This is a genomic window from Olegusella sp. (assembly GCF_057238325.1).
The window spans coordinates 23243-42408 of the sequence record NZ_DBHHGF010000004.1 but is presented as its reverse complement, the minus strand read 5'-3'; the positions used below and the strand labels follow the sequence as shown (position 1 = coordinate 42408).

Sequence of the window (19166 nt, the reverse complement as noted above, 5' to 3'; positions counted from 1 at the left end):
TTTCTGCATCTCATGTGCACTGCTTGATACTTGACTATTGCCAACCATGGCCATAATCGCAACCCCAAATTGCCTCCCATTCCTCACATCCAAGGACTGGGAGGCAATTCGTACATCACTCTTTCAACCGCACCCATCTTCTGTAAGCGATTTGTCAAATACCTTTCTGGACGCGCCTTCCTCCGCAGGCGGTTCAACATGCACCTTTTACCTGCGCCTTCCCCACATCCGGTTCAATACGCACCTTTTTACCCACATCGGGTTCAATAAGCACCCTTTTACCCACATCGGGTTCAATAAGCGCCCTTGCGCCAATTTTTACCTGGCCTTTTCTCGCACACTCGGTACGCTTTTGAACCGCCTGTGAAAAAGTGGCCGCAACGGGTTCAATATGCACCTTTCCAACCATGCTTCCCCCACAGGCGGTTCATAATGCATCCTTTTACTTGCGTCGGATTCAAAATGCGCCCTTGCGCTAGTTTTTATCTGGGGTTTCTCGAGCCGTTTGGTACGGTTTTGAACCGTCTGTGAGAAATGCAAGACAACGGGTTCACAATGCACCTTTTTATTTGCAGAGGGTTCATAAAGCACCCTCAGTAAAAAATTGAGCAGCACTTTGGAAGCAGAGCGACGGTTTTGAACCGTCTGCGGAGGGTTGAGGGCGATGCGGCGCTGTTTGCGGAAGCCAGGGACGGTTTTGAACCGTTTGTGGAAGGCTGACTACACTCGTCGTATTCATTGTGACCCGCACGGCACACCAACACACGGCAGAAAAGCGAATGTTTTATGGACTTAACTTTTTAAAAAATGACCAATGTCTTTATCCCTCAACTGTGCTAACCTACTTCAGACCAATTTAATATTAATTCTCATTTTCGAATTCGAATTGAGCTTACTTTTAAATTTGTCACCCACTTGAGTGCCGAATTACTTGTCTGAGCAGCTCAAAAATCACTTCAAAATGAGAATCAGACGAACGTGCAAGGAGATATGATGCACAAGAAATTCGGTAAAACGCTAGCAGTTACATTAGCAGCAGTCCTTCTAGCTCTTCCCTTGACAGCCTGTGGTATTTCTGGCAAGCAAGCTGCAGGTTCTGGCAGCACTACCGCCCAGTCTGGTGCAAAAAAGACCGTCTACACGACCTTCTTCCCCATCTATGACCTCACCAAAACCATCGCCGGCGACAAGATGAACATCGAAATGATTATCACCGGCAACCAAGAGCCTCACGACTTTGAACTCCAGGCTTCTGAAATGGGCAAAATTTCCGAAGCAGATCTCATCATTTATAACGGTGCGGGAATGGAATCCTTCATTGGCGACCTCAAAGAGACTGCCAAAGATGACAACAAGTTCCTTGATCTTTCTGAAGGCCTCACCCTACTCAAAAGCGAAGACGATGAGGAAGAAGAGCATGAGCACTCCGGCAGCGAGGATCATGATGAGGAGTCCGAGGAGCATGAGCACCACCATCATCACCACGGTGGTATCAACCCCCATACATGGCTAAGCATCAAGAATGCAAAGATGGAGCTCAACGCTATCTACGAGAAGCTCTCCGCAATTGATCCTGACAATGCTGAGTACTACAAAAAGAATCTTGATGAAGCAACTGCCAAATTTGATGCTCTCGATAAGAAGTTCCAGGAGAAGATTTCTTCTGTCCCTGAAGACCAGCGTTACCTCATCGTTTCACACGCTGCATTCAACTATCTTGCCAATGACTATGGTCTAAAGCAGGTCGCAGTAACTGGTATTTCCCCCGAAGACGAGCCTTCTGCTCAGCAGCTTGCCACAATTGCCGACTTTGTTAAGCAGCACAAGGTCAGCACGATCTTCTTTGAGGGCACCGCAACTCCCAAGGTTGCTGAAACTCTCGCAAAAAATACCGGTGTGAAGACTGCCAGCATCTATACTATGGAAAGCGTTACCGATGAGGAAAAGGACCTTGGCTATCTTGGCCTCATGGAACGCAATCTTGACATGATTATGAAGTCTTTCGATAAGTAGATTTTCTTATGGCAAACGCGCTAGCTATCAGCGACTTAAGTTTTTCGTACGAACAGGAATCCGTCCTGCATCAGCTGAACCTCTCAGTTGATGCAGGGCAGTTCCTGGCCCTTATTGGTGAAAATGGTGTTGGCAAGTCTACCTTGATGAATTTAATCTTGGGCAGGCTCAAACCAAGCTCCGGCAAAATAAGTCTCTTTGGTGACGACCACGCCATCGACAATCACTATCGCGACATTGCCTATGTTTCACAGAATGCAGTATTGGGCTACAAGTATTTTCCCACTACGGTTGAAGAAGTAGTGCGCATTGAGCTTCGCCATCTTAAAAAGAAGGCAAGCATTACCGAGCTTCTAGCGACAGTAGAACTTGAAGATCACGCAAATCGCCGCCTCAGTGAACTCTCGGGTGGTCAGCTTCAGCGTGTAGGACTCCTTTTGGCACTAGCAAAAGACGCTCGTCTCATCCTTCTTGACGAACCAACCTCAGGAATCGACAAGATTTTTTCAGCTGAGCTCTATCAGATTTTACGCGGGCTTGCCGATGAAGGACGCGCGATTGTACTAGTAACACATCACCCGGCTGAGGCGACGAATTTTGTCGACAGAGTTGTTCGTCTTAAAAACGGTAGCTGCTCTGAACTGGACCCCAAGCTGTGGAAGGGAGGCATGGAAGGCCTTGTTTAAGTATGAATTTATGCAACGTGCCTTTATGGTAGGCAGTATTTTGGCAATTATCTTGCCTTGCATTGGTCTTCCTATCATACTCAAGCGCCTATCAATGATGGGTGATACTCTTTCACATGCTTCGCTAGCTGGCGTTGCTGCAGGTCTTTGCTTTGGTTTTAATCCATTGCTGGGATCTATTGCTGCCTGCGTTATTGCAGGTCTTGCAACCGAACTCATGAGCAGCAAACTCAAAGCTTATCAAGAAATTTCTGCTGTTATCGTACTTGCTACAGCAATTGGCCTGGCAGGCATCTTTACTAGCCTCGCGGGTAACAGTAACTCCATTAGCTCCTATCTTTTTGGTTCCATCGTGACCATTAGTGATATGGAGTTTTACCTCGTCATCATTATTGCCTGTGTCGTTGTCATTGCTTATCGTCTACTTTATGACAAGCTATACCTCAGTGTGCTCGATCCCGAAGCCGCAGCACTTCTTGGCATCAAGGCAAAGACCTTAAGCTTTGCATTTTCTTTTATGGTAGCCATTACGGTTTCCATCGCCGCAAAGACCATCGGCTCACTCATCGTATCTTCACTTCTTGTTGTACCAGTCATTGGCGCTATGCAGCTGGGTCGCACCTATAGAGGTACTTTGGCTATTGCCATCGTCATTTCGCTCATTTCGGTGTATGCAGGTTTATTTATTTCGTACTACTACAACCTGCGCCCCGGTGCGGTAATTGTACTGATTAGCGTCTTTATTCTCATTATTAGTTTGATTGTGAAAAAACGTTAGGAACTTCCAAAAATAAATAATCCAAAGAAAGTGGCACTTTCTGGTGCCCTTTGTCTCGCGCTTGCCGCGAGCGCTTGTAGCTACGGTCAAAAACCCACTTCTCCTGCTGCCCAAAACCAAAAAGAAGCTTCCGCAGCAATCCAAAAGAAAACTCAGAACTTCCAAGTAGACCACACTACTGAGGTCTTAATCGACTCCAAAGTTGACTCCAACGAGATTGTGAAGGTGGTTCAGCACGGTGATCATTGGCATGTCTTTACCAAAGACGGTCGTGAAATTATCACTTATACCGACCCTGCCAAGGCAAAAAGTTCTCGTGACCTCAAAAAGACTGCCAAGGTTGTCACGGGCAAGGAGCTCGATAACATCGATCCTAACACCGTGGTCAAAATTCTCCAGCACGGCAATCACTGGCATATTTTTACTGCTGGCGGCTCTGAGTTTGTAACTTACACTGACCCTCGCCCCTACTACCCTCATGCAATAGTAGGTACCTACACGGGTTCTCACGCTGATCACAGTAGCTCCAAGCTCAATATCCAGCAGGCAAGGACCAGCAAAACCAAAGCCAGCACCACAGGCGCAAAGCAAAACAAGAGTCTGCCCAAACTACCTGGCGGCCTAAGCATTGTTCGTGTCGTAGGCTTGCGCGAGCTATCCCTGCAGCCTATCGTTCGCATCGCCAAACACGGTGATCATTGGCATGCCTATACCAAGGATGGTAGCGAGTTCATCACACATGACAATCCGGCGCGTATCTTCCCCAATATCAAAATCGAAAACTATATTGGTGAGCATGGCAAACCTAACAAGCCAAGCAAAACTAAAGTAACCCCTATCAAGCAGGATCCCAATGACCCCAAACGCATCGTGGGTATCGAACATCACGAAGATCACTGGCATTTGCGTCATGCTGATGGTACCGAAAGCATTACTCGCGATGACCCCAGCAATCTTTACCCTGATATCAAGATTGAAGAGTACGATCCCACTCACGGTAAGCATTTTGACCCTGTAAAAGATAACGAGCGTTTCGAATACGATGATGTGGAAGCAAAGCTAATCGTACCTTTAGACAAACTTAGCTACGGCGGTGCAACTCACACCACGCGTTTCGACAAGAGTCGCAATGCTTTTGTCATTCCTCACTATGATCACTACCACTATGTCAGTATCGATACCATCATTCAGTTCTGCCGTGATGGTGGTTCTACCTTTGGTTCTGATAATGCCCGCGATGTTGTTGCTACCCTCAAGTATTTGGTGCTCCACCCCGAGGCACGACCCGAAGGTAAAAACGGCTGGGGAAATGCCGCAACTGTCGATAAGAATGAGACAAAACCAGCCGAAAATAACAATCAGGACGAAAAGGAAGCCCCAGAGATCGAGAAGAAGGCAACCCGCATCGTACAGGTTAACAAGGGCTGCTGGGTCGTCTATTTTGAGGATGGCAGCTATACCAGCGTCTATTCCAACCCCGAGTCAAAGTATCCTGGCATTGCAATCGAACAAGCAGAGTCTAAAAGTCCTAACGCGGGCATGAGCGACCAAGAGATAATCGCCAAGTACAGCGCGCTCTACGGTATGAGCGAAGACGAGTTTAATGATGCCTTCTTTGAGCTTCCCAATGTAAAGCTAAAGGATATTGTCTTCAACAATGATGGCACCGTTGTCGTATATGGAAAGACCTACAATTTCAAGGCGCTAGCCGGCAAAAACTAATAAGCCACTAGGAGTTGAATAGCTACTAGATGAGGGAGGAGCTTTACGTTCCTCCCTTTTTTCTTATGACTTAGCATCAAAACTGTTTTACTTACATTATTTGTATTGCAATCAGCAAAACAATGCAGTACAAAATATAGACAAAGTAGGAGGTATTTTATGAAAGATGCAACGGTCAGCGCACGCGTTGAATATGATGTGAAAAATGAGGCAGAGGCTATACTGCAGCAGCTTGGTATACCAGCATCTGTAGTAATCAATTCACTCTACCGCCAGATTATCTACAGACACGGTGTCCCATTTCCCCTGACACTCCCATCCATTCCAGAGACTGCAGATGAAATGACATCAGAAAGATTGAGTGCGAAACTTGCTCATAGCTACGAGCAATCCAAAGCGAAGCAAGGTAGAGCTTATCAAGACGTGTTTGCTGATCTTGAACAGGAGCTTCCCTAATGGATAGCTATCAAGTCATCATCACACCTGATGCTGAAGAGGACTTAAGAGAGCTCAGAGACTATATTGCTGATATGCTTTTATTCCTGAGACCGCAAAAAGTTATCTCCATCTTGCAAGATATGTTGAAATCCAATGATTAAATCAAAATACACGGCGTTTCTTGAGCAGAATAATAAGTAACCAACAAACAAGCACGGTAAGTAAGCTAATCAGGGTAAAACCGTGTACGGTATTGGCAAAAGGCATCCAACGTGTATCGACGTTCATACCATAAAAACCCGAGATAATTGTCGGAATTGACAGTACAACAGTGATGACTGTTAAACGGCGCATAACCTCATTAAGGCGCAGATCCATTACCGAAGACATCAGATCACGCGTACCATCAATAACGTTGCGATAAATTTGTGCCATCTCAATTGCCTGCTGATGCTCCATAACAGCATCTTCAAGCACTTCATTAAGCCCTTCATGCCGCAGAAGTCGAGACGAACGACGCAGGCGTCCAAGCACATTGGCATTACCCTGCAACGAGGTTGATAGGTATACCAACGATGACTCTAAAGCATGCAAATCAAAAAGGTCAGATTCGTTGATGTTACGATCCATTCTCCCTTCAAGAGCAAGTCGCTTACGGTCAATATCTACCAACACCTGCTGATAAAACACACCTAAACGCAGCAAAATACTGCAAGCAAAGCGGCTATGTCGCCAAGTCGAGAACCCGCATACCTTGCCTGATGAAAAATCATCCAGCAGAGCAAAACGCTCCGAGCAAATCGTAATAACATTCGACTTGGTCAGAATAATACAGAGAGGCACTGTGTTGCGTGCCTGCTCACCATGGATCTCACCCGATGAGGGTACATCGACCAATATCAGCATGGTGTCACCCTCATACTCCACACGCGCCTTTTCCTCAAGGTCAGTCGCAGACAGCACATCATCGCGCTCAAGCCCAAAGGCATCAGCAATCGTATCTACTTCATCAAGCGTTGGCGCGCTTAACCTTATCCAACTGCCATCACCCATATCATCCACTGGTGAGGTTACGCGACCTTCAGTTCGAAACATCTCAATCAACGCATACCTCCCCATCTGCAAGTCATCAAAATATCGGTGACGGCATCCATTTCATGCAAAGAAAGCCTAGCACAGGAAAGCCGCCTATTTCTCGTTGCCCAAGAAATGGGTGGCTATTCGTATGAGAGCAGAACTTAGACACATACTTTCCAGCACAGGCAAGTTTCTCTGCTTAAAGCACAGGTGGGGTACAAACCGCAAATATAACCCACAAACACAAACCGCAAATGGTTCAAGTTTCGGGGTAAGCAAGCATAAACGCGCAGGTCACATTTTTCTATAGCTCGAAAAACGAACCATCTATCGAAATTGTGGTAGTGCGGGAAAAGCCACCGTTCATCCCTACTCGCAAAGGGTTTGTTTTTCTCGTTTTGCTTTACAAATGTCCTGGTAAATTTTGTGTCGGTGGGGAACTATGAACCTAATTCGCTGCCCGCTGATAAATTATGAATCCAATTCCGATGGAGCTGATGAATCGTAAACTGTTTTGTGTATTACAGTCCCGCGCTGTAGCACGTATTGCGTCAAGATGTCGTATTACAGTAATTACCCATCTATCCACACAAATACAAATGAGCAGAATTAAGAGATTCAAGATTAAAAAATTAACCTATATAGTAGGGCAAACACCACGGTAGGTATTACCGACGTAGAAGCCATATACATTCGGCAATGACTTTCTTCCCTTATCACTGGAGCTATTGGAGAATTCATCATTGATAGCTGCGAAACGTATGCGAGGTGAGTACTTGTAATTGTATGAATTCAAGAGCAGGATTGTCTTAATATCGAAAAGATCACGCAAACGGACAGGAAGCGAACATGCACCTCGAAATGACCCCCGCATGGGACAAGGTCTTTGCAAAGAGCGAAAAGGTCGACCACGAGAAGGTCGAGTTTCATAATCGCTACGGTACTTGGCTAGCAGCGGACCTCTACAAACCGAAGGACGCGCAAGGCAAGCTTGCCGCCGTCGCCATCGCAGGCCCTTTCGGTGCCGTGAAGGAGCAGTCAAGCGGCCTCTACGCCCAGACGCTGGCTGAGCGCGGTTTCCTGACCATAGCCTTCGACCCGAGTTTTACCGGCGAGAGCGGCGGACAGCCCCGCTACATGGCCTCACCCGACATCAACACCGAGGACTTCCAAGCAGCAATTGACTACCTCAGCAACCGCGACGACGTCGACCTGAAGAAGATCGGCATCCTCGGCATCTGCGGCTGGGGCGGCATGGCCCTCAACGCCGCGGCACTCGACACGCGCGTGAAGGCGACCGTGACCTCCACCATGTACAACATGAGCCGCGTGAACGCCAACGGCTACTTCGACTCCGGAGATAGTGCAGAGGTGCGCAACGTCATGAAGCGCCAGCTCAACGCCTTGCGTACCACTGAATACGCATCCGACGTGTACTCGCGCGCAGGCGGTGTTGTAGACCCTGTGCCCGAGGACGCACCCTTCTTCGTGAAGGACTACCACGACTACTACAAGACGCCTCGCGGTTACCATCCCCGCTCTCTTAACTCCACGAACGGCTGGAACGCGATCGGCTGCATGTCCTTCATCAACCAGCCCATCTGCTGCTACACAAACGAGATCGAAAGCGCAGTACTCATGATTCACGGCGAGAAGGTCCACAGCTGCTACTTCAGCCGCGACGAGTACACCAAGATGACCGAGGGCAGCCCCTACGCCGCTAACAAGGAGCTCATGATCATCCCCGGTGCTGTTCACACCGACCTCTACGACGGAGGTCCGAACAGCGACCTCATCCCCTGGAACAAGATAGCCGCTTTCTACGCCGAGTATCTCAAATGATGTCACGATTCCTGTGAAGGACTAGCTGAGTCACTCATACTATGCACGATCCAGAGCCTGAGCCTACACGATGCAGATACTGGCCGTGCCAATTAGATTTGTGGCACAAGCATCTTGCTGATAGACACGTAGATAAGCATATTAATCCTCAAGCGCCATCCCTTGATAGTTCAAGCCCCAATTTCGCATAGCATCAATAATAGGGCGTAAGCTTTGCCCTAGCTCTGTCAGGCTGTATTCAACACGCGGTGGTACCTCGGGAAACACTCGTCGCACTATCAGACCATGCTTCTCCATGTCACGCAGATTACTCGTGAGCACCTTCTGGGAGATACCTCCCACCGAGCGTTGCAACTCGCGAAAGCGCATGGGTTGGGAAAGAAGATCGCGCATGATAAGAAGTCGCCACTTGCCTCCTATGAGCTGGGCAGTTGTCTCCACAGGGCAGGCAGGCAGATCAGAGCGATGTGGACGAGCGTCATTGCGATACTCGGTAAAACTTTCATTTGCAGCTGCGCACATTGCTATCTACCTCCTAGAATCTTCTTCATCATTGACCACGACAACCTTCCCAAAGCCATCTGAGTCCTCAAGAAACGCATGGGCGTCTGCCATATGTGAAAGCGAGAAGACCCGTACGGGCACAACGTCAACATGTTCGCGCTCAACAAATGAGAAGAGTTCATCCAGGTGCAACTGGTCAACGTTATCCGAATAGAAGCTTGTGATATAGCCATTGGGCGGAAGGTCCACGATGGGATCAAAGCCATCCATATACCACGCTCCACCAAGCTGCCCTGTACTGCATACAATGCCGTATTCACGCACAACACGACAGCTATCTTTAAGTGTGGCGGGACCTATAAGCTCAAGCACACGATCGAGTTGTCGCCCTTCAAGCTGCACATGTCCGTCTACATCAAGTACGACCTCATCAAAACCTGCTTGAAGCAGCGAGACAGTCCTCTTGGCCGATCTTGTACTCCCTAGGAGATGAACGTGCGGAAATGCCACCCGTACAAGCTGCGCAAATGCAACACCAACGCCACTTGTTGCACCTCTGACCAGTACGGACTGTCCGTCCTCAAGGCGAAGATTCTTGAATGACCCAAAGGCAGTGTAGTAGGTCTCGGGCAGGGCAGCGAGCGTTACCCAAGGAAGCATTGAGGTTACAGGGTAGATTTGCTCGTTAGGGATGAGAACATACTCAGCATAACTGCCATCAAAGGCACGACCCATCTCCCCCATAAGCGATACCACATGCTGTCCCATGGGCAAGCGTTTCTCGTCCGTACTTAGGGCAATTTTTCCTACACACTCTATCCCCAATACACGGGGAAACTGTACCGAAGGTGAGAGCCCCTGACGCGTAAAGACCTCGGAATGATTGAGCCCACGTGCCATTATGTGGACCAGAGGCCAGCCTGAACGCAACTCGGGAACCGGAAGTGTCTCTTCTATGAGCTTCTCAGGACCGCCAGGCTCATGTATGACGATTGCACGCATGGTGTACGGCAGGTTCGTGGTACATGACTTGTTCATGGATCTCCCCTACCTACTTGCAACGAGGCGGTGCACGAAATCTGTAGCAGGATGGGCCACAAGTTCCTCGGGCGTACTGTACTGCTGCAGCACACCACCGTCTACCACAGCGATTTTTGTGGCTAAACGAAGCGCCTCTTGGATATCGTGTGTCACGAAGACTACGGTAATGCCCGTCTCGTCAAAGATCCGTCTCAGCTCGCGCTGGAGTTGAGAACGTGTGATAGCATCCACAGCTCCAAAGGGTTCATCCATAAGCAAGATGCTTGGTGAAGCAGCAAGTGCGCGAGCTATGCCTACGCGCTGGCGCTGGCCACCAGAGAGCTCATCGGGATAGCGATCGAGCAAGCTCTCGTCGAGCCCGACAATGCCCGTCCACTTGCGCACTGCAGCCTTGGTACGTGTGTGATCATCACCATTCCAAAGGCTTGGAACATATGCTATGTTTTCCTCAACGCACATGTGAGGAAAGAGCACGCTCCCTTGAATGGCATAGCCGATGTTCCGGCGCAGAAGAATCAGATCCTGATCACGAACGTTCTTCCCATCTACAAAAACGTCTCCTGAAGTTGGTTCAATAAGGCCATTTACCATCTTCAAGAGAGTAGTCTTGCCACCGCCTGACGATCCTATGAGGCAGACAAACTCACTGCGAAAGATGTCAAAGGAAATGTTGTTCACCGCCACGTTACCATCGTATTCCTTGCTCACGTGCTGGAACCGTATGGCTATGTCCTTCTCGGCAGCCGACTCGACGGCGAGCTCGTTCATGACAGCAAATTCGCTCATAGCAAGAGACCTTTCTTCTCGAGATATGTGCGCGCAACGTCTTCAGGCTCGGCGCCTCCGCTTTCCACTGCATAGTTCATAGCAGACATATCTGCATCTGTAATGGTGTCATCGAGCTTTGAAAGGATTTGCCGGAGTTCAGGATGCTCCCTAAGCACTTGTGTACGGACCACATTTCCGCATAGATATGATGAGAAAAAGCTACGGTCGTCTTCAAGGACCACTGAGTCCGAAGTGCTTAGCTGGCCATCTGTGGTGAATACGACCATGACATCAATCTGACCGTCGGCAAGTGCCTGATATTTAAGCCCAATGTCCAAATCCATAGTATTGCCAAAGCTCATGCTATAGGCATCACACAGCGCTTGGTAGCCGTCCTTACGCTCAAAGAAGTCATACTCAGCACCCAAGGTTAATTTATCTGCATGTTTTGCAAGGTCAGAGTAGGTATGGACGCCATAACGCTCGGCAATCTCTTTGCGCACCACAAGGCCATAGGTATCGTTAAAGCCGTACATCCCTAGCCACTCAAAGCCAAGCTTATCCGCATAATCCTGCTGTAACTGTCCAAACTTGTCTTCTGAATAGGCATCCTCACGCTTGAGCACAGCATTCCAGGCGGTACCCGTGTACTCGGGATAGATGTCAAACTCACCCGATTCCATGGCCGGTTCTATGTTTGAGGTACCACCACCCACACCCTCGGTGAGCTCAACGGTCAAATCACTATTTTGTTCAATAAGGTCTTTGAGCATGTAACCCATGATGTATTGCTCGGTCATGGGCTTAGTTGCTACATGGATGGTCATGTTCGTGATGGGTGCCAATGCGAATATGATCGCCGCCAGCGCCAATAAACGAGGCAATGCCGGCCAACGCTATGGTCATAGTAGCCATACTACGTATGCCACTCATGATATAAGGCAGTGCTAAAGACAGCTTGATACGACGCATAATCTGTCCATCGGTGGACCCCATACCACGCGCCGCCTCTATAAGGTTAGGGTCAACGTTAGTAAGACCCGTATAGGTGCCACGCACCATAGGAAGCAACGCATATACGGTAAGCGCTATGACTGCCGTCGCATTGCCAACACCCGAAAGCGGAATCAGAAAGCCCAGCATCGAAATGGAAGGAATAGTGTAGAGAAAGTTGACCACCGCAAGGGATGGTTTGGCGATGCGCTGGCGCTCCGCCATGATCATGCCAAAGATACCACCCACCACAATAGCGATGGCGATAGCCAGACCAGAAATAGCCAGATGCTCTGCTACAAGCTCACCAAAGAACGTCGCCCGACTGGTGAGAAGTTTCCACATAGATCCAAGCATGAAAATCTCCTATCGGCGCACGATAGCTTTGGCAGGACAGAGTTCAAAACAATAGCCACAGTGCAGACAGGACTTCTGGTGAATGCTAAAGGGCACCCCAGCTTCAATGCAATGCTGCGGGCACAGCCTCTGGCACGTTCCACACCCAATGCAGGCATCTGTGATCTTAAAGCCGCGCTCGCGGGGTGCGGTGCCACCCAAACCAAAAACTTGTCTGGAGATAGGCGTACAACCCAAATCAAAAAGCTCGAGCCCGCCAGAATCAAGGAAAAACGCCTCCAAGATATAACGACTCTTCCCTGGATACACGCCCTCCATAGAAGGATTCTGCTCAAAGATACGGTCAATTGTCTGATGCTGCAGTTCGTTGGGAACGCGCTTCACCTCGCCATTCAGCCGCACGGACTGTCAATCCTTGTTAAGGCCGGCTATCGCCACCTGCGGACGTCGAAGCAACTGGGCATAGAAGTCTTTACCGCGCGCAGTACAAAAATAGATTCTTCCATCCTCTACGAGCATGATATCGATAACGCGTATCTGCGGAAGGTTCTTCTCATCCACTGTCGCAAAGCAGACATCTCGCATGTCTCGAAGCATCTTGAGCAAATCGTTTGCCTGCATCTGAGCCTCATTCCCCGCGCCAATGGTGGTCACTGATCTTTTGCTATGCATGTGTCGTGTCCCGATATTATCAACTCCATGCTTTCCCATAGGAAGTAGGCACCTTTTGGTAACTATTGATGATGGACAATCTCACCTCATAGCCCGTCTTAGCAACCTCGGCGAGATCATCGAAGAGTTCCCCGCATTGCTCCGGCTTCCAGTCGTAATTTCACTGGTAGATGAGTAACATTGTTCGGCCCCTGTATGTCCTGCCCTGCTCACATGTGATTTGAGGAGCCGTTGATGGGGTTCTCTCGCTGCGCTTGGTTCGCTATTTCACCGATGCCTGGCTCACATGTTCTTTGCGAGGTCAAAGCGGTGGTGGACCTCTTTGCCTAGCGCCGCAACCTTCTCCAGTGTTTCCCTCATGCACACAAACAGGATGTAGCTGTCGCTGTCGATGTCCATCGACGCGACGCAGAACCCCTGCTGCAACCATTTTTCGTCAAGGATGCTGCACCACGTTGGAATGTCACCCTCTTCTTTCAGCCACTCTATCTTTAACTCAAGGTGGTGCCTATCCGACAGCGCTTTCATCTGCTGCGCGAACTCATCCCTTTCTTCTTTCCAGTCCAGCTCGATAGCCGCACCGGTGACGATCATCTCGTCGGCGATCCCAATCCAAACGATCTTGTCGTCCGCCTCGTCCCCCTCAAAGCCCCTGTCCTCATAGCGGTCTGAGTTCGCTCGGAAGTATTCCTGCGGATCCTTGAGGCAGGACTCCAGCCTGGACAGCGACGCCACATCATCTACCAAAAGCTCGATTATTCTCTGGTAGGAGGAGGCGTCTTTCTCCATTGACGTGGCAGCTCTCGCTGGTTTCGCAGCTTCCTTATTCGGCCCTATCTCTACGATGACTTCCCAGTCTCGAACGTTCGGAACCACACCATCATCCAGAAGTCCGTGGAGCAGCTCCTGTACCACTCCCGCGCTTACCCCGTCCTTTCCATAGATAACGGAGCTGGATTCCTGTCCCACATGCGCAATATTAACTTCGAAGTGGAACTGCGCCGAATCATCATCCCAACAGACCTGCGCAAAACTGCACACATAACCATCATCCTTGGTTGGGATTGGCTCCGATGGTGTCAGGATCATGAATTCCGCATCGCCGGCTTTTATTGCATCCAGCTGACGCTCTATCTCCCCCATCGAAGGGTTGACTTGCTCCGCCTCGTCAACCTCCATCGTCCAGGTTTGATATGTCTTCTCCGAGGAGTTAGCCGTATCCTCCGTTGCGCTATCCTTGCCAAATTCCGCTTCGACATCGATGAGGTGCACGTAGACGCCCGAGACCTTTCCCGCTGCATCGTAGCCGAAGTAGACGGGGTAGTAGCCATCCCCAAAGCCGGATGAGAAAATCGGCAAGTCGCAGTCGGTTCCCGGAATCCGCCAGTTGAGCCAGTCCCCCAGCTCACTCTGATATTTTGGATGCCTCTTGTAACTCTCCTCCAAGAGGTCACTGAATAGATCGTTGAAGGGGTCGATGCTGTCGTCTTCGCTTTCGCGTTTCTGCCAATATGCATGGAAGGCTGTCTGCGTCGCCTCGTCCACAATGCAGGCCATACCGGCGTCGACACCAAAGCCGAAGAAGTCGCCCTCGTCAAACTCCTGATCCAGCCTCTCCCTTCCCGTCATCGCCAGCTCATAGCGAACCGGGATCTTGCTGCTGACTTCTACCTTGGCACAGGCGTAGCGAATACCCTGGTCACTGTCGGAGACGCTGAGCTTGACCGGATATGATCCTGCCGGAATCGTCTGGATATAAGGTGTGGCCTCGCCCAGCACGACCAGGGGGTCGCAAGCGACCACGCGCCCGGTCGGGAAATGCACCGTGCCCAGATCAAGAACGTCCAAGTCAGCCTCTCCGACCTTCTGCTTTTTGAAGTAGGATTCCAGGTCGGCTCTGCAGTCGAATCGCGCCTTGACTTCCTCCCAACGGCTCAGCCAGTCGGCCTCTGCGCCTGCGTCTACCGTACCCACAGCAGCACCCATACCGTCCTGCGATACACCCGCCTGGTCCTCCTGTGCTGGTACTGCCCGTGCAAACGATCCATTGGTCTTGCCAGAGCATGCCCGCTCTACCATGGTCCTAATTCGACTTTTGCGATAGACCGATCCGGCAGCGATGGGCAACACAAGAAGGGGCAGGCAAAAGATTGCACCATACAGGGCCTGGAACCCATACTGCCCCGAGCCATCGTGGAATGCAGCGAAGTGGTCTATCGCGCCTGCTATCCAATCGAAGACGGCTCCGCCACCTGCAAAGAGCAGAATAGCGAGCTCTGCCACGAGAAGCAGAAGAAAGACGAACATCGTCCCTCGCGCGACGCGATCGCAGATTCCCATCCTCTCTTCCACGGAAAGCTGTCCTGCGCCAGGCACGTCTTCGAACCACTTGATAGCACGTTCCTCTTTTGTCATGAAAACCTCACTTTATATAGTTTCTCGCAGCGGCGGACTGGCCTGTTCCTCTCGTCACATCTCACTCATGATATTCAAGTGCGGCAGGACCCCATCCGCATGATCTCATCCCTTGTGTGTTGGCAGATGCGGAACACCTCATGGCAACCCCCAATCGGGATGAGAGCTTAGATGCCACTTGCCACAGTATGGGCAGTTATATGCCCTCAAATATGCCGTTTTGCTCGTACCTGCAAGGCGTGTCGCAACGAGCAGCGCATCCAAGCGCGTATCATACGCGCGTTTGGACCCACACATCCTTCCCCATCTGGATTGCGGGAATTTCGTACGATGGTCACGTCTTCTGGTACGCTCGCGTTCCTTGCGCGCTCTCCTCTGCCGCCTCCGCGTGCTTCCGTTCTTGCTGGACATAAAAGCACTTCCGTCCTCGTTCGAAAGCCAGATATCCCATCGCCCAGACCATGATAGTGCAAGAGCCAGACATAAATTCGGCTGAGGATTCAGATGTTGACTGGCTGCCTCATCGAGGTGGCGGAAGGTATTGCATCCCTAACGAGCATGGTACGCATAGCAGCCATTTGGATGTCAGCCAACGCAAAGTTCACAACGCATCCCTCGCCGATCTTATCGTGCGGCCCCAGGATGTAGTGCGCAGCTATCTGGTAGATCATTTCGGTCGGCGCAATGCCAAAGACCTGCCACTCGAGGATGTGCCGCAGACGCTCGTAATCATCGAGAATCGCCGCCCTCATCCTCTCGCTGCCGCAAAGTCGCTTTACAATTTCGGTAATGTAGAGGCTCTCTTCATATGCAGGTCAGCAAAGGTGGTGTACGTGGGGTCGTCAAAGTAGTCAGGATTCTCGCCCTCAAGCATGTCAGCTCCTAAATATCGTTGACCAAGCCACACTGAGTGCCAGTTCCAACCGGCTCTATTATGTTTATACTCCCAAAATCAAAAAATATTTGAGTTTTGGGAGCAATTATGAGATAAAGCGGGCTCATAGCTAGGCCCGAGTATCTCAATCTGTATTGACGAATTTACTCGCATGAAAGTCAAAACTGAACAATTGCGATAAGAAATATGCACGTTCTTTTATGATTATCTATCTCGAAATTTAAACTATGTGCAGGTTGTGCTCTTCTAGGCGATGGGGTTCTGTGACTTGTCTAGCCACCATCCTTCGAAAGGCGGGTTTTTAGACCCCTCTTCGCTCTGAGGGCCGATATGCGCCATTGCCCCGTTTTTGTACTGCAGCATTTCTGCTGGTAGAAGACCTATTTTGAAAGGCAGCTATTTTCCCGTGTTTTGTCGCATCTTGTAAGGTTCACAAACTTGCAGGTAGAAGAGCTGTGTCTACATTTCAAGTATAAATATTTTATTCAATATCATCCTAAAATGACGCACATCGACTCTCAGAGCGAAGAGGGGTCAGAAGAGGCCCGTTGCCCCACTGCAAAACGATACATTGCCATCTCATTCCAAGAGGGCGCAGCAGGACAAGTTCGCGCACGTAGTGGCGTATAATACACTGCCAAGGAGCATCTTTGACGCAGAATACTCTATGACTGCACTCCTTTAGATCATGTTTCGCGATACGGACCTCATCAAAGTAGTTACTGGTATCCGACGCTGTGGAAAGTCAAGTCTGCTCAGATTGGTACAGGATAAACTCGGCTCGGAAGGCATTGCGCCAGCCGCCCTCGTTTCTCTCAATCTGGAAAGCAAGATATGCTCAGCGGCGACAGAGGATGAGCTATATACCTACTTTAGAGATAGGATCCAACTAGAGAGCAAAACCTACATCTTCATTGATGAGCCCCCAGCGGATTGAGGGATAGCAGACCGCCATAAACACCATGCGGACAGCCCATCTTGTTTGATGATGTTCTTGAGCGTTATTTAACGTACGGCGGCATGCCTACCATTGCATCTTTGGCTACGACAAAACAAGCTCATTCTGCATATTTCTTAAGTCTTTATGATGCAGTAGTGACAAGAGACATTCTTAACAGAGATAGAATCCAGGGTCAGAGCAAGGTGACCGATGCTGCACTTCTAGAGAGGATTGCATCGTTTCTGAGCTTGGGTGCTTCTTTGCTTGTCAGCTCTACAGCTGCACGCACCAGCGCCTCAAGACGCTGTTGATAAGCCATATCTTCTGTAAGAAATCCTCTAAAACGATTAAGCAAAGCAGAGGTCGAGTACTGCTCATCCAGAAAATCGTGCTGCATATGCAATATGAGCGCGTCAACACCCTCATCGTCCACCAATCCCGCGATTTCCTGGCGCTGCTGACGAAGTTCCGTACGACGTGACCGATACAAAATGTAGGACTTTGCCTGCGCAAAATGTCCCTCACGCATCAGCACTTCTTCTACAAGGTCTTGGATGTGCTCAACACTTGTAGCATTTTCTTCTGCCATGCGTCTCTCAATCTGTGAGACGAGTTTGGCAATCTCATCTTCTGCGAGCTTGGTCGAAGTTGCTGCAAAGGATTTCTTTATTGCACGCGCAATTTTGGATGAGTCATACTCCTCTTGCGAGCCATTGCGTTTAATAATTTGCATGTATCCCCCATGCTACAAAGCGGAGCATATCTGCTCCGATTAGGCCAAAAAATAACGGTGACTACAATACCATAGCTTTCTGCTTTTCAAGCCAGCATACGCAATATTTAGGAGCATATACGAAACCAAACCACTATATATAGTTGTTACAACTTAAAGGACATAGCAGAGAAAATAGTTTTACTCCCAGCGCCTAGGAGTTCAAAATATGCCATCAATATGACAGAACAAATAAAACTCATCAATTTCCGCCAAACCTGTACTTAACAAGGGCCAATTAAGGCTCATACAACTTCTATGGAAGGGGTCTCATGGATCTCAATCTCAAGGACAAAGTCGTTATTCTTACCGGCGCAACCGGCGGTATCGGCTCTGCAATCGCTCGTGCTTTTGCTGCTGAGGGCGCGAAACTTGCTATTTCATCTACCCGTCAAGAAAAGCTGGACAAACTAATTCCCACCCTTGGTATCGATGAAGATCATGTGCGCGGATTTGTCTGCGATGCTACCAAAGAAGAGCAGGTCAAAGCCTTTGTGGATGGCGCAAAGGAGGCATTTGGCACCATCGATATCGTCATTGCCAACGCTGGCTATGAGGGCAAGATGTCCCCTATCGCCGCTCAAAGCACCGAAGAGTTTGCAAAGGTTTATACGCTCAACGTTTATAGCCCCATGTGGCTCATGAAGTACGCGGCTCCTACCCTGCAGGAAAAGAAGCACGGCTCCATTGTGGTGCTTGCCTCTGCTGGCTCTTATACCCCGACTGCCCTGATGGGTGCCTACGTCTCCTCCAAGTATGCCGTTGCTGGTCTCACAAAATGCATTGCTCAGGAGCTTATGCCTGAGGGTATCACCTGCAATTACATCTGCCCTGGCCCCGTTGACACCGACATGATGCGTCGTATTGAGCATGACGCTGTGGGCGACACCATGACTCACGAAGAGGCCATGGCAATGTTTGCGGGTACCGCTCTTGACAAGCGTTACGCCACTCCTGAGGAAGTTGCAAACGCAGTCTTAGTAATGTCTTCTGATATCACCGCTCATACCACAGGCATGGGCTTCAACTTGGATGCTATTGTTCCTGCTCACTAGAGTTTTGCTTGTCTACATTTGTATGTAGTGCATACAGCATGTGTTGCGGTTGGTCATCCACGATTGAATGCAGTTGTACCGATTGAATGTGACAGTTGTACCAAGCGCTCATATTCAGGTCACAAAACGACCAATAGTTCAACTTTTTAGCCCCGTGGACGCGTTTTTATTCGGAATGCGAACAAAAACAACTCCTCG

General features: G+C 49.6%; 22 protein-coding genes. 11 read left to right on the top strand and 11 right to left on the bottom strand.

Annotated elements, in window-relative coordinates:
• Positions 1-193: 193 nt before the first annotated feature.
• Complete coding sequence (locus ACO5JD_RS04430) at positions 194-409, bottom strand: hypothetical protein (protein ID WP_484987925.1); 216 nt, start codon at positions 407-409, stop codon at positions 194-196.
• A gap of 584 nt (positions 410-993) precedes the next feature.
• Between ACO5JD_RS04430 and ACO5JD_RS04425 the strand changes: the two genes are divergently transcribed.
• From ACO5JD_RS04425 to ACO5JD_RS04400, 6 genes are all read left to right on the top strand, one after another.
• A complete protein-coding gene (locus tag ACO5JD_RS04425) occupies positions 994-2013 on the top strand; it encodes a metal ABC transporter substrate-binding protein (protein WP_484987923.1) in 1020 nt (339 codons plus the stop codon).
• 8 nt (positions 2014-2021) lie between these two features.
• Complete coding sequence (locus ACO5JD_RS04420) at positions 2022-2699, top strand: metal ABC transporter ATP-binding protein (RefSeq protein ID WP_021626721.1); 678 nt, start codon at positions 2022-2024, stop codon at positions 2697-2699.
• The gene (locus ACO5JD_RS04415; RefSeq protein ID WP_484987921.1) at positions 2692-3477 is read left to right on the top strand and encodes a metal ABC transporter permease; all 786 of its coding nucleotides are present in this window, start codon (positions 2692-2694) and stop codon (positions 3475-3477) included. Before ACO5JD_RS04420 ends, ACO5JD_RS04415 begins: the two co-directional genes overlap by 8 nt.
• A 30-nt stretch (positions 3478-3507) precedes the next feature.
• A complete protein-coding gene (locus ACO5JD_RS04410; RefSeq protein ID WP_484987919.1) occupies positions 3508-5199 on the top strand; it encodes a hypothetical protein in 1692 nt (563 codons plus the stop codon).
• 159 nt (positions 5200-5358) lie between these two features.
• A complete protein-coding gene (locus ACO5JD_RS04405) occupies positions 5359-5655 on the top strand; it encodes a type II toxin-antitoxin system RelB/DinJ family antitoxin (RefSeq protein WP_021626717.1) in 297 nt (98 codons plus the stop codon).
• Positions 5655-5798, top strand: a complete 144-nt coding sequence (locus ACO5JD_RS04400) for a hypothetical protein (RefSeq protein WP_484987917.1) — start codon at positions 5655-5657, stop codon at positions 5796-5798. The genes ACO5JD_RS04405 and ACO5JD_RS04400 overlap by 1 nt, the downstream gene beginning before the upstream one ends.
• Position 5799: 1 nt before the next feature.
• Here the strand turns inward: ACO5JD_RS04400 and ACO5JD_RS04395 are convergent, their stop codons facing one another.
• Entirely contained in the window at positions 5800-6732 is a 933-nt protein-coding gene (locus ACO5JD_RS04395) for a magnesium transporter CorA family protein (RefSeq protein ID WP_484988076.1), read from the bottom strand.
• Between the two features lie 831 nt (positions 6733-7563).
• Here ACO5JD_RS04395 and ACO5JD_RS04390 point away from each other — a divergent pair.
• A complete protein-coding gene (locus tag ACO5JD_RS04390; RefSeq protein ID WP_484987915.1) occupies positions 7564-8556 on the top strand; it encodes an alpha/beta hydrolase in 993 nt (330 codons plus the stop codon).
• Between the two features lie 141 nt (positions 8557-8697).
• Here ACO5JD_RS04390 and ACO5JD_RS04385 read toward each other — a convergent pair whose 3' ends face one another.
• Genes ACO5JD_RS04385 through ACO5JD_RS04355 form a run of 7 tightly spaced genes read right to left on the bottom strand, consistent with a single transcriptional unit; the run spans position 8698 to position 12891 of the window.
• A complete protein-coding gene (locus ACO5JD_RS04385; RefSeq protein WP_021626713.1) occupies positions 8698-9078 on the bottom strand; it encodes a winged helix-turn-helix transcriptional regulator in 381 nt (126 codons plus the stop codon).
• Positions 9079-9084: 6 nt separating this feature from the next.
• On the bottom strand, positions 9085-10098 hold the full coding sequence (locus ACO5JD_RS04380) for a zinc-binding dehydrogenase (RefSeq protein ID WP_484987913.1): 1014 nt from the start codon (positions 10096-10098) through the stop codon (positions 9085-9087).
• 9 nt (positions 10099-10107) lie between these two features.
• A complete protein-coding gene (locus ACO5JD_RS04375) occupies positions 10108-10887 on the bottom strand; it encodes an ATP-binding cassette domain-containing protein (protein WP_484987911.1) in 780 nt (259 codons plus the stop codon).
• Positions 10884-11696, bottom strand: coding sequence for a glycine betaine ABC transporter substrate-binding protein (locus ACO5JD_RS04370; RefSeq protein WP_021626710.1), 813 nt, complete (start codon positions 11694-11696; stop codon positions 10884-10886). Before ACO5JD_RS04370 ends, ACO5JD_RS04375 begins: the two co-directional genes overlap by 4 nt.
• On the bottom strand, positions 11674-12219 hold the full coding sequence (locus ACO5JD_RS04365) for an ABC transporter permease (RefSeq protein ID WP_484987909.1): 546 nt from the start codon (positions 12217-12219) through the stop codon (positions 11674-11676). Before ACO5JD_RS04365 ends, ACO5JD_RS04370 begins: the two co-directional genes overlap by 23 nt.
• A 9-nt stretch (positions 12220-12228) precedes the next feature.
• The gene (locus ACO5JD_RS04360; RefSeq protein WP_484987907.1) at positions 12229-12621 is read right to left on the bottom strand and encodes a 4Fe-4S binding protein; all 393 of its coding nucleotides are present in this window, start codon (positions 12619-12621) and stop codon (positions 12229-12231) included.
• A 6-nt stretch (positions 12622-12627) separates the two neighbouring features.
• Entirely contained in the window at positions 12628-12891 is a 264-nt protein-coding gene (locus tag ACO5JD_RS04355; RefSeq protein ID WP_484987905.1) for a pyridoxamine 5'-phosphate oxidase family protein, read from the bottom strand.
• A gap of 55 nt (positions 12892-12946) precedes the next feature.
• On the opposite strand from ACO5JD_RS04355, the gene ACO5JD_RS04350 reads away from it, so the two are divergent.
• Positions 12947-13069 carry a hypothetical protein gene (locus ACO5JD_RS04350; protein WP_484987903.1) on the top strand — a complete coding sequence of 41 codons (123 nt, stop codon included), beginning with the start codon at positions 12947-12949 and terminating at the stop codon, positions 13067-13069.
• A 104-nt stretch (positions 13070-13173) separates the two neighbouring features.
• On the opposite strand, the gene ACO5JD_RS04345 is transcribed toward ACO5JD_RS04350, so the two are convergent.
• Positions 13174-15306, bottom strand: coding sequence for a DUF6630 family protein (locus ACO5JD_RS04345; RefSeq protein WP_484987901.1), 2133 nt, complete (start codon positions 15304-15306; stop codon positions 13174-13176).
• Between the two features lie 461 nt (positions 15307-15767).
• Here ACO5JD_RS04345 and ACO5JD_RS04340 point away from each other — a divergent pair, with 461 nt between their 5' ends.
• Together ACO5JD_RS04340 and ACO5JD_RS04335 are read left to right on the top strand one after the other, a co-directional pair.
• Positions 15768-16157 (top strand): hypothetical protein, encoded by a 390-nt coding sequence (locus ACO5JD_RS04340; protein ID WP_484987899.1) that lies wholly within the window; start codon positions 15768-15770, stop codon positions 16155-16157.
• Between the two features lie 732 nt (positions 16158-16889).
• On the top strand, positions 16890-17138 hold the full coding sequence (locus ACO5JD_RS04335) for an AAA family ATPase (protein WP_484987897.1): 249 nt from the start codon (positions 16890-16892) through the stop codon (positions 17136-17138).
• A gap of 196 nt (positions 17139-17334) precedes the next feature.
• Here the strand turns inward: ACO5JD_RS04335 and ACO5JD_RS04330 are convergent, their stop codons facing one another.
• Positions 17335-17874 (bottom strand): ATP cone domain-containing protein, encoded by a 540-nt coding sequence (locus ACO5JD_RS04330; RefSeq protein ID WP_484987895.1) that lies wholly within the window; start codon positions 17872-17874, stop codon positions 17335-17337.
• 311 nt (positions 17875-18185) lie between these two features.
• On the opposite strand from ACO5JD_RS04330, the gene ACO5JD_RS04325 reads away from it, so the two are divergent.
• Positions 18186-18968 (top strand): SDR family NAD(P)-dependent oxidoreductase, encoded by a 783-nt coding sequence (locus tag ACO5JD_RS04325; RefSeq protein WP_021626701.1) that lies wholly within the window; start codon positions 18186-18188, stop codon positions 18966-18968.
• The last annotated feature ends 198 nt before the right edge of the window (positions 18969-19166 follow it).